Below are 16307 nucleotides of genomic sequence, written 5' to 3'. Positions count from 1 at the left end.
CAGGTAAATCCGTTCAGAAAATAACATCTTAATAAAATAAAGTTTTTGTTTTGCCTAATGTTTAAACTGTTAAATACATTTTAGTAAAAACTCTTTTGACAAAGTCCGGCTTAGTCCTTAATATAGCCATCACCTCGCAACGTCCCTATCGTCTAGAGGCCTAGGACATCGCCCTTTCACGGCGGTAACCGGGGTTCGAATCCCCGTAGGGACGCCATTATCTGATCGCACACGATCAAGTCTTATACATTATCCATATTAATACGTTGCAGATTTGTAGTTTTTCACTACAATAACCCGCTTCATTCTCTTATTTTTTTGACTCCTATGCACTCATCTCCGAATGATGCTACGCATCAGGGCAATTCTGCGCCTTTAAAACGCGCTATGAGTACTCGACATCTGGTCATGATTTCGCTTGGTGGCGCAATCGGAACAGGCTTATTTTTAGGGTCGGGTGAAGTCATTGCACAAACGGGGCCTGTAGGTGCCATTCTTGCTTATCTCCTTGGCGGGATCATCGCTTACATGGTTATGCTATGTCTGGGTGAACTTGCCGTTCATATGCCCGAATCGGGTTCATTTGGCGCCTATGCCAAACGCTATATTGGACCAGGGACTGGCTACACCATTACCTGGCTATACTGGCTGACCTGGTCAGTGACCTTGGGAACTGAATTTACCGCTGCAGCTTTATTAATGCAGGAATGGTTCCCTAATAGCTCTATGTGGATGTGGACACTGATTTTTGGTGCTTTCGTATTCGCACTGAATATGATTTCCACTCGCTGGTTTGCTGAATCCGAATTCTGGCTGGCACTGGTGAAAGTCGTTACTGTCGTAACCTTTATCCTGCTTGGCCTACTCGCTATCTTTGGTGTAGTAAGTTACCAAGGACAGGAAACTGCGCCTCTATTCAGCAACCTGACAGCTCAAGGCTGGTTCCCTGAAGGTTTATTTCCAATCTTCACAACCATGCTGATTGTGAACTTTGCTTTCTCTGGCACAGAACTGATTGGTGTGGCTGCAGGTGAAACTAAAGATCCAGCCAAAAATGTACCGAAAGCGATTAATACTGCAATTTTCCGCTTACTGATTTTCTTTGTAGGTACGATTATTGTGGTAACTTCCCTTCTTCCGCATCAGGAAGCAGGTCTGGCAGCTGAAGGTGTCAGTAGCAGTCCATTCGTGACAGTATTCCAGCATATCGGTATTCCTTATGCTGAAGATATTATCCGCTTTGTGATTATCACAGCATTGCTATCTGCTGCTAACTCAGGTCTATTCGCTGCATCCCGTATGATGTGGTCACTGTCTTACAGCAAACAGTTACCAGCGGTATTTTCCCGCTTAAATGCGCGTGGTGTACCTTATATTGCAGTCATTGTCACCATGATTGGCGGTATGCCTGGTTTGCTGTCTGAACAGTTCGCACCGGAAACCATCTTCACTAACTTGCTAGGTATCGCAGCATTTACCATGGTAGTGGTCTGGATGAGCATCTGTCTCAGCATGTTCAACTTCCGCCGTGAATGGTACAAACAGGGTAAAACAGCGAAGGATCTTGATTTTGCTGCGCCATTATTCCCGATCGTACCGATTCTGGGTTTTCTGTTCTGTCTGATTACCTGTATCAGTATGGTGTTTGATCCGAGCATGCGTATCAGTTTCTTTGGCTGTTTGCTATTTATTGCACTGTGCTATGCCAGCTACTACAAGTTCTATCACAAAAATGCTTAAACATTAAAATGACTAAAAGAGCAGCTTCGGCTGCTCTTTTTTATTTATACTGAAAATGTTCTAGGCATCCAGCGTGGTGTGTCGATGAAAATTATTTATATTCATGGCATGAACAAGCAGAAATTCAGCTCTGCTTCCCTGCGTCAACGCTGGCTCAGTCTGCTAAAACGCGGTCTGGAACAGTCACATCAACAAGCACGTTTTGCCTACCTCAAACGGCATATCCGTATCCCTTTTTATGGCGACTTGCTGTCCCGTCATCATTTACATAATGTGCTAAATGCCAGCACCTTGATACCGCAAGTCTGGCCTCGCTTTCCTTTCCAGTCTCCAGTTAACTCTCAGCCACCACCGCCTCATTTCAGTCAATATTCACCTGAAATATGTGAAATTCCCGAGTTAAAGGTTGAGGATGCCATGACCTTTAACCAGAAGCTGAAGTTTATTAGCACATTAAGCCGGAATACTCTGTTACGGGATTTTGTGATCTTACTGAATCATTTCCCTCGCCTGCATGATACGCTGATCAAAAAATTTCTGATTGAAACCTATTCTTATCTGGCCAATTCCACATTTATGCAGCAGGTACATCAGCGAATTGGCCAGCAACTGCATGGCGATAAACCCTGTATCCTGATGGCTCATTCTTTAGGAAGTGTGATTGCCTATCATTATCTACTTATACACCCGGAACTGAATGTACAGCGTTTTATCAGCATGGGATCACCAATGGCTTTCCGGGTCATTCAGGAACATTTGCCACAGCCTGTTCATCGACCAGAAGCTATTAAAGGTGACTGGATTAATTTTTATTGCAGCGATGACTTTTTAACTGCCTTTCCATTATCAGAACCGCCTTTTCAGTTTCAGCCGGCAATTATCAATCGGGAGATTCGTACTTCAATTTATCATCCGCATGATATTGATGGCTATGTCCAGCATCCGGAAGTCATCAAAGCCCTGCTGGAATTACTCTAAAAAACATCTTAATTTACAGATTTAATTTTAATATTTCCTTTGTACTATTTTTCTGCTGAGTCAAATTCTTTATCCATACCTACTCATTTTCTGGTTTATTTATGACTCTTTTATAAATATACATATGTCTGTTAATTATTGTTTTATCAAAGATAATTTACACATTAACACCACAAAAAGCGCTGCTTTTGCTACGTTAATTTTTTCTATACTGTAAATATAATTCTATCGAACTCAGTGGGGTGTCGATGAAAGTTATTTTTATTCATGGAATGAATCAGCAACATCATAGCGCTGCCTCCATCCGCCAGCGCTGGCTCCATATACTTCAAAAAGGGATGCGCAAACACCAACAAGATGCCAGATTTAGCTATTTAAAACGTCACATTCGTATTCCATTTTATGGCGATCTGCTTTCACGTTATAACGTCCGCAATATTCTAGAAGCCGGCACCCTGATGCCACAGGAATGGCCCAGCTTTCCTTTTCGCAAGCCGGCTCAACCTCAGCTTCCTGCCCCTGTTCCACGTCCTGGCTGGCGTAGGCCCACAATTACCGATTTGTCCCAGCCTGGTTCAAGTGACACCATGGATTTCAGACAGAAATTCAATTATTTTACCGCTCTCGGCAGGAATGTGGCGCTTCGGGATTTTGCCTTATTGCTCAATTATTTTCCCACTCTGCATCGCAATCTGTTGCAGAGATTTCTGATTGAAACTTATCTTTATCTCGATAACCCTGATTTCATGAGGGAAGTACATGAACGGATTGCCCGACAACTGAGTGGTCGCAAACCCTGCATTGTCATTGCTCATTCTTTAGGAAGTGTGATTGCCTATAATCATCTTATCCAGCACCCTGAACTGAATGTACAGCGTTTTATTACTTTAGGTTCACCATTAGCCTTCCAGGTGATTCAATCCAGCCTGGCACAGCCGGTGGTACGACCTAAGGCAATTAAAGGCGACTGGATCAATTTCTATTCAACGGATGATTATCTCACCGCCATTCCGCTTACTCAACCGCCATTCAAGTTTGAACCTGAAATCATCAATCATGGCATTCGTACGCATATTCACCGTCCACATGATATTACTGGCTATTTACTGCATCCGCAGGTCGTTGAAGCTATTCTGGAATTACTTAAAAATCCGGCTTAAATCCTGCATTTTTCAAGTATTCTACTAATTTTGTTTTAAATTTACGCACTCAAAAGAAAAATTCCAAAAAACTCTGGAAAAGCGTTTGACACCCCCCTGTTTTCACCCTAATATACGCCCACCTCTGAAACGTCCCTATCGTCTAGAGGCCTAGGACATCGCCCTTTCACGGCGGTAACCGGGGTTCGAATCCCCGTAGGGACGCCAATTTCAGAAGTAATATTTTATTAAGTCCCTATCGTCTAGAGGCCTAGGACATCGCCCTTTCACGGCGGTAACCGGGGTTCGAATCCCCGTAGGGACGCCATTACTTTAGATCAAAAGTTCTGGTTTAAAATATCACTTCTATACTGTCCCTATCGTCTAGAGGCCTAGGACATCGCCCTTTCACGGCGGTAACCGGGGTTCGAATCCCCGTAGGGACGCCATATTCGAGATGGTTAATTTAATTAACTTCTCATAAAAAAGCCCAAGCATGATGACTTGGGCTTTTTTATTGCTTGTTCCTTCATTCCTGTTTTTAACGTTTGATCAAATTTCTTTGATTGCAATTTTATTTGTTTATAAATTAATTCATTCAAAAATCTTATTCTTTTACATTTCTCTTCAACTCGTTATCCATTCATATTCATTTACAGCAATCGCACTATAAATCCGAACAAAAAATCAACACCGGTGGTATAAGCATGCCGTTAAGTTAGAAAGCATAATATATCTGCAAGGATCAGATTATGTTCGTCAGTACAAAGTTAAGTTCGCCTGAATCATCTATTAAAAATCATAATCATCAATTTAATAACTTTAAAGATTGGGTCAACTTCTTTCAAGATCAACAGATTTCGACGGCAATAAAGACCGAACAGGCTGAGAACTATTTAAGAGATTTAATCCAGCAAGTTGATGTGGCTGGATTAGAGTGGCTGGATCAACCCAGACATGTAGAGCAACATTTTCTGGAACAGCACCACCAAACCTGCGCAATTTTCCAGTCGTATGTAGAACGTCGTAAACAGCAGCAAGGACGTGAATACTTCCCGACTGTGTCACATGCATTTGAGTTCCTGGCCAAAGTCGCACCCGTGAAACTGGTAGACGGCTCATGGCTGTATTCAACTGTGCAAAACTGGAATCGTCCGGAAACCAAAGACCTGATTTATATCTATCTGGAAGAACTGGGCATGGGTCATACTCGTGCCAATCATGTCACCATGTATCAGGACTTGCTGAATCATTATGAGCTGAACAGCTATGCCGAGCAGCTGGATGCCAGCTATTATGAACAGGCAGCCGTACAGCTCGCACTGGCCTATGCACCACCCGAATATTTGCCGTTAGTAATTGGTTTCAATCTGGGTTATGAACAGCTGCCATTACATCTGTTAATTACCAATTATGAGCTGTCTGAACTCGGTATTGATCCACATTATTTCAATGTACACATTACCATTGATAATGCTCACAACGGTCATGCGCAAAAATCTCTGCAAGCGTATTTAGATCAGTATGCACTCGCTGAAGATCCTGCCCAGTATCTTGACCTGATTAAAAAAGGTTATGTGCTGAATGACATTGGCAAAAGTTCTACCCAGATCATCAAGCAACTGGATACTGAAAAACTGGCTTTGAAAGTGTTCCAGAACAAAGTGCTGATTGGACAATATATCCATAACCAGAAATGCCAGTTTAGTGGCAAGACTATTAATGAGTGGTTATCCGATCCGGCACAGATTGCGGGCTTCCTGAAAGTCATGATTGAAAAAGGCTGGATTGTAAAAGATGCACCTGTAGAACAAAGCCGTTTCTGGAAAATGATTGATGATCCAGATGGTAAAATGTTTGGTGTATTTAATGCCACTGAAAAACAGATTATTAAAGACTGGATTCAAGGTGAGACTTTTGCCGCTCGTCTGTCATCACGTAGCAGATCTCAAGTACATAACCAGATGGAACCAGTGCTGAACCGTATTGACCAGCAACAGATCCATCAGCTGAAAAGCCGTCTGAATCGCTGTGCTGCTGCCGAACAGAAGATTGATCTGCTGATTCCTTATGTAGCACCGCATATGCATCATCAGGAAGTAGGCTTGTGGGCAACACGTCAGCTTTCTCAGTTACTCTTCCCTTTTCAGACTCAAGCCATGACTTATTCTTAGAAAGATCATTCATAAAAAACAGGGCATTAAATATGCCCTGTTTTTGCTTCAATGCATTATGCAAATTAAGCCGATTTACGTGAATTGATCTGACCTTTAATCACAGCCTTCACATTGCCTTTTACGTAATTTAAAAATACCTTTAAAGGTGACAGTTTTGGATTTGGTCGATTACCTTTGGCAATTTCTTTAAATTGCGCGGCATACCAGATGATTTCCATAATCGCCATCTTATCGATCATTGGAATACCAGTTTTAATTTTCTCAACTGCATAACGTACATCCTGTCCTGCAACCAGACGGTTACCCAGATCAGGCTCGACCGCAAATGGACGTGCAATACCGACAAAATCACATGCACCGCTATCTAGAGCTGCATTCATACCCACTGCGGTACGGAAGCCACCCGTCACCATCAAATGACAATTAACTTCCTGACGGATCTTTTCGGCAAAGTCGAGGAAATAGGCTTCGCGGGCAACTGTTGATGCTTTACGTTTCTCTGCTTTTACCCCAGCCATTGCGGGTGCTTCATAGGTTCCGCCAGAAACTTCAATAATATCGATCCCGGCTGCATCCATCGCCTTAAAGACATAAATAACGTCTTCTTCACTAATGCCACCGCGCTGAAAGTCTGCCGAATTTAATTTCACTGAAATAACAAAATTTTCAGAAGTTGCTGCACGTACCGCTTTATAGGCTTCTAGCAAGAATCGGCTGCGGTTTTCAATACTACCACCCCACTGGTCTTGACGTTTATTGGTCAGCGGCGATAAAAACTGGCTAATCAGATAACCATGTGCACCATGTAGCTGCACGCCTTCAAATCCCGCCTTTTCACAAATGGCAGCTGAAGTCGCAAAGCGCTGGATAATATCTAAAATTTCATCTTCACGCAGTTCACGTGGCGTACCGAAACTCATCGCCAGTGCCGGACTAAAAGGCACAGCTGAAGGCGCTACGGTTTCTTTATTCAAGCCTTTCGGGCACTGACGTCCAGGATGAGACAACTGTACCAGTTGCACCATGCCATGACGTTTGCCGACATTCGCCCAAGCTTTTAACTTTTCCAGATCACGTTCAGTTTCTACTACCACTACACCAGGTTCATTCTTGGCACGAAAATCCACCATGACATTACCCGTAATCGCACAGCCTAAACCGCCTTTGGCCCACGCCTCATATAACTTTAAATGGGCCTGATTGGGTTGGCCTGCATCATTAGCCAATGCCTCACTCATGGCACCTTTGATGATACGGTTTTTAAACTGGGTATTACGGATCTGGATAGAATCGGCCAATTGTGTCATGTACTTTCCTGAAATGTTTATCTTATTTTATATGTGTTATAACCCAACTTGCCATAATTGACAATTCATATTGTCAAATGGATACAAATTTTATTTGTGGATATTAAGGCAGTCTTAAAAAATCATTTTAAATTTTAGGATCGAAAGCATCCCGGATGGCTTCACCGATATAGATGAGCAAAGACAAGACAATGGCCAAGGTTAGAAAACCGGATAAGGCCAACCACGGCGCATTGAGATTATTTTTACCCTGCAGTAATAATTCCCCCAAAGAAGCGGTTTCAGGAGGCAAACCATAACCTAAAAAGTCCAGTGCAGTCAGTGCGCTGATATTGGCGGTCAGCATAAAAGGCAGCTGTGACAGGCTGGAACCCATCACATTGGGTAAAATATGCCTGAACATGATTCGACCGTGCCCTGCTCCAATGCTTCTCGCTGCCCAGACATATTCCAGATTTCTGGCCCGTAAAAATTCGGCGCGCACCATCGACACCAGTGTGGTCCAGCCAAAAAATAGCATGATTACAAATAGCCAGTAAATATTTGGACTAAATACGCTGACCAGAATCATCACCATAAACAGCATCGGCAGGCTGCTCCAGACCTCAAGTGCACGTTGTCCGATCAGGTCAATCCAGCCACCATAATAGCCTTGAACTGCACCGACCAGCACACCTAATCCTGCCGACAGCAAAGTCAGTGCAAAGCCAAACAGCAAGGAAATACGCAGACCATATAAAATCCGTGCTAGCACATCACGTCCTTGATCATCGGTCCCCAGCCAATTTTGTTGGCTTGGTGCTGAAGGCACTGGAATATCGAGTGTCAAATTGGGTGTGTCATATGCAAAACGGATCACTGGCCAGATTGCCCAGCCTTTGGCATTAATCAGCTGCTGTACCGCAGGATCCTGATACTCGGCTTCAGTTTCAAAGACACCCCCAAAAGTCGTTTCAGGATATGACTTTATTACTGGCAGATAATAGGAATCCTCATACTTGATCAGTAAAGGCTTATCGTTAGCGATCAGCTCAGCACCAAGTGACAAGATAAAAATAATGATAAAGGCAATGCAGCAGGCAAATCCGGTTTTATTATTTTTAAAACGTTGCAAACTGGCGCGTAGCATTGGTGACATTATTTTGACCCTCGCGAATCAAAATGAATCCGGGGATCAATCACCCGATACAGCACATCACTGATCAAACGCAAAACTAAACCCAATAAAGTAAAAATAAACAAGGTTCCAAAAATGACCGGATAATCCCGCTGCAGAATCGCTTCAAATCCCAGCATGCCCAAACCATCCAGATTAAAGATGATTTCAATAAACAGGTTCCCGACAAATAAAATACCGAGTAAAGCTTCTGGCAATCCAGCGATCAACACCAGCACAGCATTGCGCAGTACATGCCGGTAGAGCACTGCCCTGTCCTGTAGTCCCTTCGCTCTTGCTGCCAGCACATATTGTTTACTGAGTTCTTCCATAAAGGAAAATTTCACCAGATAAGTCAGCCGTGCAAAACCACCGAGCACCATGGCCAGCAATGGCAAAGCCATATGCCAGAAATAATCTCGAATTTTTCCAAAGATAGATAATTCAGCAAAATTTTCCGAGCTTAATCCTTGTAAAGGAAACCATTGCAGATAGGAACCACCTGCAAAAAATACAATCAGCAAAATCGCAAAGATAAAGGCTGGAATGGCATAGCCCACAGCCAGCAGCAAAGACGTCGTTTGATCAAACAGGCTGCCATGCTTTTTGGCTTTCTGGATGCCAAGAGGAATAGAGACCAGATAAATGAGCAAGGTACTCCAGAAACCTAGAGACAGTGAAACTGGCAATTTCTCCCAGATCAGTTCAGTCACAGCTTGACCTTTAAAAAAGCTCTGGCCTAAATCAAACTGGGCATAGCTTTTCAACATTTCCCAGAACCGTAAATGAACCGGCTGATCAAATCCATACTGAATCTTGATCTGCTCCAGCATTTCGGGTGTCAGGCCTTGCTGCCCCTGATACTGCAAACCACCGATCGCCAAATTATTCGCATGCTGTGCCTGATAGATGGCCTGTTCCACAGGGCCACCCGGTGCAAGCTGAATCACCACAAAATTGATCAGTAAAACCATCAATAATGTCGGAATCATAAGAAGCAAACGTTTGACGATATAAGTGCTCATGGCACTCCCCGAAGCTGAAAACCTAACGATATTTTAAGTACGGTGCCACTTTTCTGGCTTTAGCGGTATCCACCCACCAGTAATCAATACCCACAGAAAGCTTGGGCTTGATTTTAGGCTGTTGATACATATTCCAGTAAGCATACCAGTATTCACCCGTACCATAGGTCGGAATATGATAATAACCGGCCCGCAATAAACGATCTAAGGCTCGGGTACTATAAATCAGCTGATCCCGGCTTTGTGCTTGAACCACCTGATCAATCACCCGATCAATCACCGGATTTTGAATACCCGCATAATTATAATTGCCTGGCTGACGTGCCGCCTGACTGCCCCAAAACTGTTTCTGTTCCTGCCCCGGTGTCAGTGATTGCGGCATGGTATCCACAATCATATCAAACTGATAATTTCTTAGTCGCTCATTGTACTGAGCCGTTTCCACCATCCGAATATGCGCCTGAATTCCTAAACGTTTCAAATGGCGTAGATAAGACATTAGATGACGCTGCTGTTCAGCCTGATGCAACAGAAATTCGATCTGTACAGGTTTACCTTGAGCAGTCACCAGGTTTCCCTGCTGATAACGGTAACCGGCATTCAATAAAATTTGTCGTGCCTGTAATAAATTTTTGCGGTTAAACCCTGAGGCATCTGATTGCGGATAATGCCAATCCTGTAATACCGCCTGACGTTGCACCGGATGCAATTTGGATAAATTTGGCTGTAATATTTTCAGCTCCTGAGCACTCGGCTTGCCTGTAGATGCCAGTTCACTATTACTAAAAAAGCTGTTCAGACGCTGATATTCCCCATGAAACAAGGCTTTATTTAGCCATTCAAAATCATAGGCCAGAGTTAAAGCTTGCCGGAAGCGGATATCGGCAAAGGGCTGACGCCGAGTATTAAAAATCAAGCTTTGTGTAGGAATCGGATTGTGATGGTGAAAACGATAGGTTTTGATTTGGCCTTGCTGTACTGCAGGAAAGCGATAATCACTTACCCAGCGGTTAACCTGTTTTTCTTCATGTAGCGTAAACTGGCCCGATTTAAATGCCTCAAACTTGATTTCCGGACTACGATAATAACGATACTGTATGCGATCAAAATTATAACGGCCGCGATTAACTAGCAGGTCTTTACCCCAATAATGCGGATTACGTTTATAGGAAATACTACGTCCTGCATCAATGCGTTCAATCACATAAGGCCCTGAACCCAAGATCGGTTTCAGGTTAATATCCTTGAAATTACGCTTTTGCCATTCCTGCTGGGAATAAATCGGCATTTGCGTCACAATCATCGCCATTTCCGGATTATGGCGAGATTTAAAACTAATCTTAACTTTTGAAGGTGACAGGACTTCGGTTTTTTTAATATCTGCCAGATACATCTGCAAGCCGAAATTAGACTGGGTCTGGTACAGATCAAAACTGTATTTCACATCCTTAGCCGTCACTGGCTGACCATTACTGAATCTGGCCTTAGGATTTAAATGGAAAATAATATAAGCGGTCTGCTTTGGGTCAAAACTGACTTTCTCCGCCAGCAAAGGATAATAGACGCCGGGTTCATCCAGGGATTTTGACATGAGGCTGTCAAAAATATAATTAACCCCTTCAGTGACATTCCCCTTACCATTCATACTGTTCAGATTATCAAAACTGCCATCGGCTGCTTGAATCAGGACACCACCTTTGGGCGCTTGCGGATTGGCATAAGGCAGAGATTTAGCCTGTGCATATTTGGGTACACTATGCAGTGCAATATAAGGCGTCGTAATGACTGCTGCCCCGCTGGAACTGATGATCCAGGGGGCAGCAAGAATCCATAAGACATGGATGGGATTAAACAATTTCACGATCCAGAAATTAGTTTGGAACCTTAATCACATCACCAATACGCAATTGAGTATTGGGTTTCAGTTCATTCATTTCTGCCAACTCATTGGTTGCCATACCATAACGGGATGCCAGACCGATCAAGGTATCGCCACGCTTCACCTTGTATTCAGTGACCAGCTTCGGAAGCTGAAGCGTTTGGCCTACACGTAAACCGGCACGTGGACTAAGATTATTCAGGCTCGCCAGATCAGTAACGGGTACTCCTACACGATTGGCAATCGCAATCAAAGACTCCCCAGATTTCACCGTATAGGATTCTGTCGCCTTGGAAGATGCAGATTTTGTTGCGACTTTCACTACCGGCTCTTTTTTAGCGATCTGAATATCTTCATTAATTTTTAAACGCTGTCCAATCCGTACATTGCTAGTGGTGCTTAGGCCGTTCAGGTCTGCCAGATAACGTAATTGTAGATGATATTGGCGGGCAATCGAGCTTAAGGTTTCACCAGATTTCACAATGTGAGTATCTGATTTGACATTCTTTTCCTGAGTCTCGGTGACCACTTCCTGCACAGGTTCAGGACTGCCAGATAATTTCAGATGCTGACCCACACGCAGATTGGCACTACGGGAAATATTGTTCAGGTTGGCAATCTGATCCATCGACAGATTATATTTTGCTGCAATCCCAGTCAGCGTATCACCCGATTGAACCGTATAACTGTCAGGAACCTGACTACCGGCCGGAATTTTGATGGTTTGACCAATGCGTAAGCCGCTGTTTGCAGACAGGCCATTTAATGCTGCCAGTTCAGATACCGTCAATTTACTTTGATTGGCAATGCTGTACAGGGTTTCACCACGTTTGACCTGATAGCTTTCTGTTGGAGTATGATCAACCTTAACGTTCTCAAACTTCTGCTCTACTTTTTCGGTTTTCTTACTGCTCGCAGTCAGTTCTTCAACTTCATTAAGAGGAACATTAATTTTCTGTCCGACCATCAAACTGCTACCCGCAGTTAAACCCGGAGTTAGTGCAGCAAGCTCGGCGTTCGACAATGCATAACGGTCCGCGATCAGTTTCAGATATTCACCACGTTTAACAGTATAGGACTTGGTCTGAACTTTGGCAGTTTCGGCTTTTTTACTGTCTTCAGCTTTCGCTTTGCTGGCACTTTCTTTCAGGGAAAGCTTTTGCCCCACAAATAAACCACTGGTCGCACTCAGATCATTATAATCGGCCAACTGTTTGACGCTCAGGCCGAACTGACTGGCAACACTGGTCAATGAATCATTGGCTTGAACCACATAGCTTTCTGGTTTCTCTTTGGCTTTCGGTGCTTCCTGTACCGGCTTGGCATCATAGAGATAAATTGTGGTGCCTACATATAAGGTAGAGTTTGGATCAATCTGGTTCCATTTCGCGACATCACGCCAGTTCACGCCATTTTTGGCAGCAATCAATGCTAGATTATCACCCGGTAAGACCTTATAGGTACTGCGCTTACCTTTCGGTGCCACAACCACGACTTCTGAATCAGTTTTTACATAGTTTTTGCCTTGATTAAGTCGGGCTTCAACTGAATCTGCACTGGTGTTTACAGCGACTTCTTTCGGATATGAGAATCCTTTGGTCAGTTCCTTGCCCTGCTGCTCGGCAATAGACTGACTGGTCTGAATTGCAGTCAGTTTAATCTTGCCATCATAAGGGTCAACAATTTCTGTACCTGCAGGTGCCAGTGCTTTCAGCTCTTCAATGACCTGTGCCTGTTCAGCCGCAGTCGCTACAGGTTGTAAAAGCTCATCCACGGTTTTATTAATTTCTTCTGCTGACACCACTTTCTGGATTTGCTGACGTTCAGCTGCGGTAATTGGTGGCTCGACCTGGATAGGCTTCACTGAAGCAACTGGCGTCACAGCAACCGGAATACGTGGCGCGCTTGGAATAGGCAATTCACTTTTTGCCGCAAATTCAGCAAGTGCTTCGGAACCACGTGGTGTGCTGACCCGTTTGGTGGTTTGTGCAGTTAGATTAGGTGTTGTGGTGGTTGACACTGCTGCTGGTGCAGTCATAGCTGGCTTTGGTGATGTGGTTGCAGTTGGAGCTTTAGTTGCTGTTGCAGTCTTAGCAGTCGTAGTGGCAAGCACCGGTGGAGTCTGCTTGGCAGGTACGATGGTGGTACTGATTGATGCTGGTGCTACAGTTGGCTTTGAAGTTACTGTAGTGGTCGTTTTAGACGAGTTACTGACAGTACCTGCCCATAAGCCGCTTGAACTAGACTGCAGTTTTTTCAGTTTTTCATCAATCGATGGACTTAAGTCAGCCGGAATCAAGATACGGCGCGGACTTTCAGGATCAATACGGTCACCACGATGCCCCGGGTTAAGCTGATACAGTTCAGCACGACTTAAACCGGTAATGGCTGCAATCTCATTTAGGTTGGCTGCACCGACAGTCACTTCACGAAAGTGAGGACGGTTGGCAATCGGTGGCAAACTCACGCCATAAGTACCCGGATTTTTCACGATCTGCGCAACTGCCAGGAAACGCGGCACATAGTTCATGGTTTCCTGAGGCAGTTTCAAGGACCAGTAATCGGTAGGCAAGCCTGCGGCCTTATTACGGTTAATCGCCTGCTGGATACGTCCCGGACCGGCATTATAAGAAGCCAAAGCCAATTCCCACGAACCAAACTGGTTATATAAGCTGCCTAGAAACTCATAGGCTGCACGGGTCGACTCAACGACATCACGACGGCCATCGTAAAGTGAGGTTTGTTTCAGACCATAAATACGGCCGGTACTTGGAATGAACTGCCATAAACCTGCAGCTGCTGCACTACTGGTTGCCGCCGGGTCATAAGAACTTTCAATAATCGGTAATAAAGCCAGTTCCGTAGGCATGCCACGGCGCTCAGCTTCTTTCACCGTGTAATATAAATAGCGCGATGCACGGGCACTCAGGCGGTCCAGATAAGGCTGACGGGAAATAAACCAGCCACGCTGCGCATCAATACGCGGATTCCAGGTATTCAGATCCATCTTGAAACCCACGGTCATCCGTTTCCAGATATCACCATGCTTCAAAATCAGTAAGCGGTCACCTTCAACCGCACGCATATCCGTTGCAGAAAGTAAATCTTCCAGCCCATCCAAACTGCTTGCATCTAGATATTGTGAGCCAACCTGCTTGCTTGACGCTTTCTGGGTCGCACTTTGTGTAGAAGAACAGCCCGTCAGTCCCAAGGAAGCGAGAGCCGTTCCAAGTACAGAAAATTTTAAAAATGCTGGTAATGCGGGCTGCCACAAAATTGCGGTTGGTTTATACATAAAGAAATCCAAACAATTCGTATATAAATTTATTTTTTAGATATGCCATTGTAGTGAAGCATGTCGTGGACACAAGGCATTAATTTACCCCGATTTCACGTTAAATGTTACAAGAAATTAAAAAAACTGGTGCATCTAGACGCATCAAGCGTATTTGCGTTATACAATATCCGCTTCAGCAAGTTCTTTTTTGATCGGATTTTAATTTATGTCTCACACTATCACGCTATATGTTGATGGCGCCTGTCGCGGCAACCCGGGTTTAGGCGGTTGGGGTGCGTACATAATTACCGAACAGCAGGAACACAAAATTTGCGGTGGCGAAGATCATACCACCAATAATCGCATGGAGCTGACCGCAGCGATCGAAGGCATTCAGTACTGTCCAAAAGATGCCAAGCTGGTCATTTATACCGATTCCAATTATGTCAAACAAGGCATTACCGAATGGATTCATGGCTGGAAAAAGAAAAACTGGAAAGATGTTAAAAATCCGGATCTATGGCAAAAGCTGGATGCCACCTGCCAAGGCCGCGATATTGAATGGCACTGGGTAAAAGGCCATGCCGGACATCCTGGCAATGAAATGGCCGATCAACTGGCCAATCAGGGTGCAGATGAAACCTTAAAAAAATCCAAATCAGTTACTGCAATAACTGAAAATAAAAAAAAATCTGAACCTGACTGGCTTCTAGACGACCCTTTCGGGCTGGATCTTGTCGATAGCGAAGAAGAAATCGAAGAGAGTATGGAAATGGCCGAAGAAGAAATGGAACAGACTGAAAATTTAGAAACAGCTGAAAATACCGATGAGTCCGCTTCAGATCCAACCGAGCTGCATCCGCAAATTGTGATTACACCGCCGACCTTAGAGCTGCATGGCCCTCGTCAATTGATTCTGGATACTGAAACCACAGGTTTCTATTATCAGGATGATGATCGGATCATTGAGGTGGGTGCGATTGAGATGATTAATCGGAAACTCACCGGCAGCTCAATCCATATTTATATCAATCCGAAAAAACCGGTTGGTGATTCGGTGAATGTCCACGGTATCACCGACGAGTTCCTGCAAGACAAGCCGCTGTTTGAAGAAATCTCACAGGTACTGTTTGACTATCTGCAAGGCGCCGAAATTATTGCGCATAACGCGACCTTTGATATGAACTTCCTGGATATGGAGTTCAAGCGTGCAGGCTTTGTCGCGCTTTCTGAAGTTTGTGAAGTGACCGATACCCTGGCAATGGCCAAGTCCAAGCATCCGGGACAGAAAAACTCTCTGGACGCCCTCGTCCGTCGTTATGAAATTCCACAACGTGACCGTACCTTCCACGGTGCCTTGCTCGATGCGGAAATTCTATCCGATGTTTATCTGGCCATGACTGGTGGACAAGTCTCTTTTGATATGGATGCCCTGTCACATACCGAAGAACAAGGCGGCAGTTCAGGCACTGTGAAAATCGAAATTGAATTGCCTGTGATTCTTCCATCAGATGAAGAACTTGCCGAACATGAGAAATGGGTCAAACAATTTGAAGAAAAGCATGGAACGCCTTGCCTTTTTGCCAAATAAAATCTAAATTTCAAGCAGTAATTTCGCTTTTAAAATAC

10 protein-coding genes and 4 tRNA genes are annotated in these 16307 nt (G+C 44.2%); 9 read left to right on the top strand and 5 right to left on the bottom strand.

Annotated elements, in window-relative coordinates:
• The first annotated feature begins 141 nt into the window (after positions 1-141).
• The 8 genes from AC4MBN_RS04490 (at position 142) to AC4MBN_RS04455 (ending at position 6031) form a co-directional block, all read left to right on the top strand.
• Positions 142-217: transfer RNA gene (locus tag AC4MBN_RS04490), tRNA-Glu, on the top strand.
• Positions 218-327: 110 nt separating this feature from the next.
• Positions 328-1740, top strand: a complete 1413-nt coding sequence (locus tag AC4MBN_RS04485) for an amino acid permease (RefSeq protein ID WP_125278932.1) — start codon at positions 328-330, stop codon at positions 1738-1740.
• A gap of 84 nt (positions 1741-1824) precedes the next feature.
• On the top strand, positions 1825-2718 hold the full coding sequence (locus tag AC4MBN_RS04480; RefSeq protein WP_491880739.1) for an alpha/beta fold hydrolase: 894 nt from the start codon (positions 1825-1827) through the stop codon (positions 2716-2718).
• Between the two features lie 248 nt (positions 2719-2966).
• Positions 2967-3878, top strand: coding sequence for an alpha/beta hydrolase (locus tag AC4MBN_RS04475; protein WP_491880738.1), 912 nt, complete (start codon positions 2967-2969; stop codon positions 3876-3878).
• Between the two features lie 131 nt (positions 3879-4009).
• Positions 4010-4085, top strand: a tRNA-Glu gene (locus AC4MBN_RS04470).
• Between the two features lie 24 nt (positions 4086-4109).
• A tRNA-Glu gene (locus AC4MBN_RS04465) sits at positions 4110-4185 on the top strand.
• Between the two features lie 45 nt (positions 4186-4230).
• Positions 4231-4306, top strand: a tRNA-Glu gene (locus AC4MBN_RS04460).
• 303 nt (positions 4307-4609) lie between these two features.
• Positions 4610-6031 (top strand): iron-containing redox enzyme family protein, encoded by a 1422-nt coding sequence (locus AC4MBN_RS04455; RefSeq protein ID WP_491880737.1) that lies wholly within the window; start codon positions 4610-4612, stop codon positions 6029-6031.
• A gap of 65 nt (positions 6032-6096) precedes the next feature.
• Here the strand turns inward: AC4MBN_RS04455 and AC4MBN_RS04450 are convergent, their stop codons facing one another.
• From AC4MBN_RS04450 to AC4MBN_RS04430, 5 genes are all read right to left on the bottom strand, one after another.
• The gene (locus AC4MBN_RS04450) at positions 6097-7341 is read right to left on the bottom strand and encodes an NADH:flavin oxidoreductase/NADH oxidase family protein (protein WP_419374404.1); all 1245 of its coding nucleotides are present in this window, start codon (positions 7339-7341) and stop codon (positions 6097-6099) included.
• Between the two features lie 127 nt (positions 7342-7468).
• Entirely contained in the window at positions 7469-8479 is a 1011-nt protein-coding gene (locus AC4MBN_RS04445; RefSeq protein ID WP_419363375.1) for an ABC transporter permease, read from the bottom strand.
• Positions 8479-9522, bottom strand: a complete 1044-nt coding sequence (locus AC4MBN_RS04440) for an ABC transporter permease subunit (RefSeq protein WP_491876008.1) — start codon at positions 9520-9522, stop codon at positions 8479-8481. Before AC4MBN_RS04440 ends, AC4MBN_RS04445 begins: the two co-directional genes overlap by 1 nt.
• Positions 9523-9544: 22 nt before the next feature.
• Positions 9545-11377 (bottom strand): extracellular solute-binding protein, encoded by a 1833-nt coding sequence (locus AC4MBN_RS04435; RefSeq protein ID WP_491880736.1) that lies wholly within the window; start codon positions 11375-11377, stop codon positions 9545-9547.
• 16 nt (positions 11378-11393) lie between these two features.
• Positions 11394-14696 (bottom strand): lytic transglycosylase, encoded by a 3303-nt coding sequence (locus AC4MBN_RS04430; RefSeq protein WP_491880735.1) that lies wholly within the window; start codon positions 14694-14696, stop codon positions 11394-11396.
• Positions 14697-14904: 208 nt separating this feature from the next.
• On the opposite strand from AC4MBN_RS04430, the gene dnaQ reads away from it, so the two are divergent.
• Positions 14905-16269, top strand: a complete 1365-nt coding sequence (dnaQ, locus tag AC4MBN_RS04425) for a DNA polymerase III subunit epsilon (protein ID WP_419363367.1) — start codon at positions 14905-14907, stop codon at positions 16267-16269.
• Positions 16270-16307 lie beyond the last annotated feature (38 nt).

It is taken from the genome of Acinetobacter sp. CAU_H_60, from assembly GCF_058599385.1.
Note: the sequence above shows the minus strand (reverse complement) of the source record. Positions and strands in the feature narration are given on the sequence as shown.

Coding starts and splice junctions, on each gene's coding strand:
- AC4MBN_RS04445 (WP_419363375.1), bottom strand. CDS start 8,479: ATGTCACCAATGCTACGCGCCAGTTTGCAACGTTTTAAAAATAATAAA.
- AC4MBN_RS04455 (WP_491880737.1), top strand. CDS start 4,610: ATGTTCGTCAGTACAAAGTTAAGTTCGCCTGAATCATCTATTAAAAAT.
- dnaQ (WP_419363367.1), top strand. CDS start 14,905: ATGTCTCACACTATCACGCTATATGTTGATGGCGCCTGTCGCGGCAAC.
- AC4MBN_RS04480 (WP_491880739.1), top strand. CDS start 1,825: ATGAAAATTATTTATATTCATGGCATGAACAAGCAGAAATTCAGCTCT.
- AC4MBN_RS04475 (WP_491880738.1), top strand. CDS start 2,967: ATGAAAGTTATTTTTATTCATGGAATGAATCAGCAACATCATAGCGCT.
- AC4MBN_RS04440 (WP_491876008.1), bottom strand. CDS start 9,522: ATGAGCACTTATATCGTCAAACGTTTGCTTCTTATGATTCCGACATTA.
- AC4MBN_RS04450 (WP_419374404.1), bottom strand. CDS start 7,341: ATGACACAATTGGCCGATTCTATCCAGATCCGTAATACCCAGTTTAAA.
- AC4MBN_RS04485 (WP_125278932.1), top strand. CDS start 328: ATGCACTCATCTCCGAATGATGCTACGCATCAGGGCAATTCTGCGCCT.
- AC4MBN_RS04430 (WP_491880735.1), bottom strand. CDS start 14,696: ATGTATAAACCAACCGCAATTTTGTGGCAGCCCGCATTACCAGCATTT.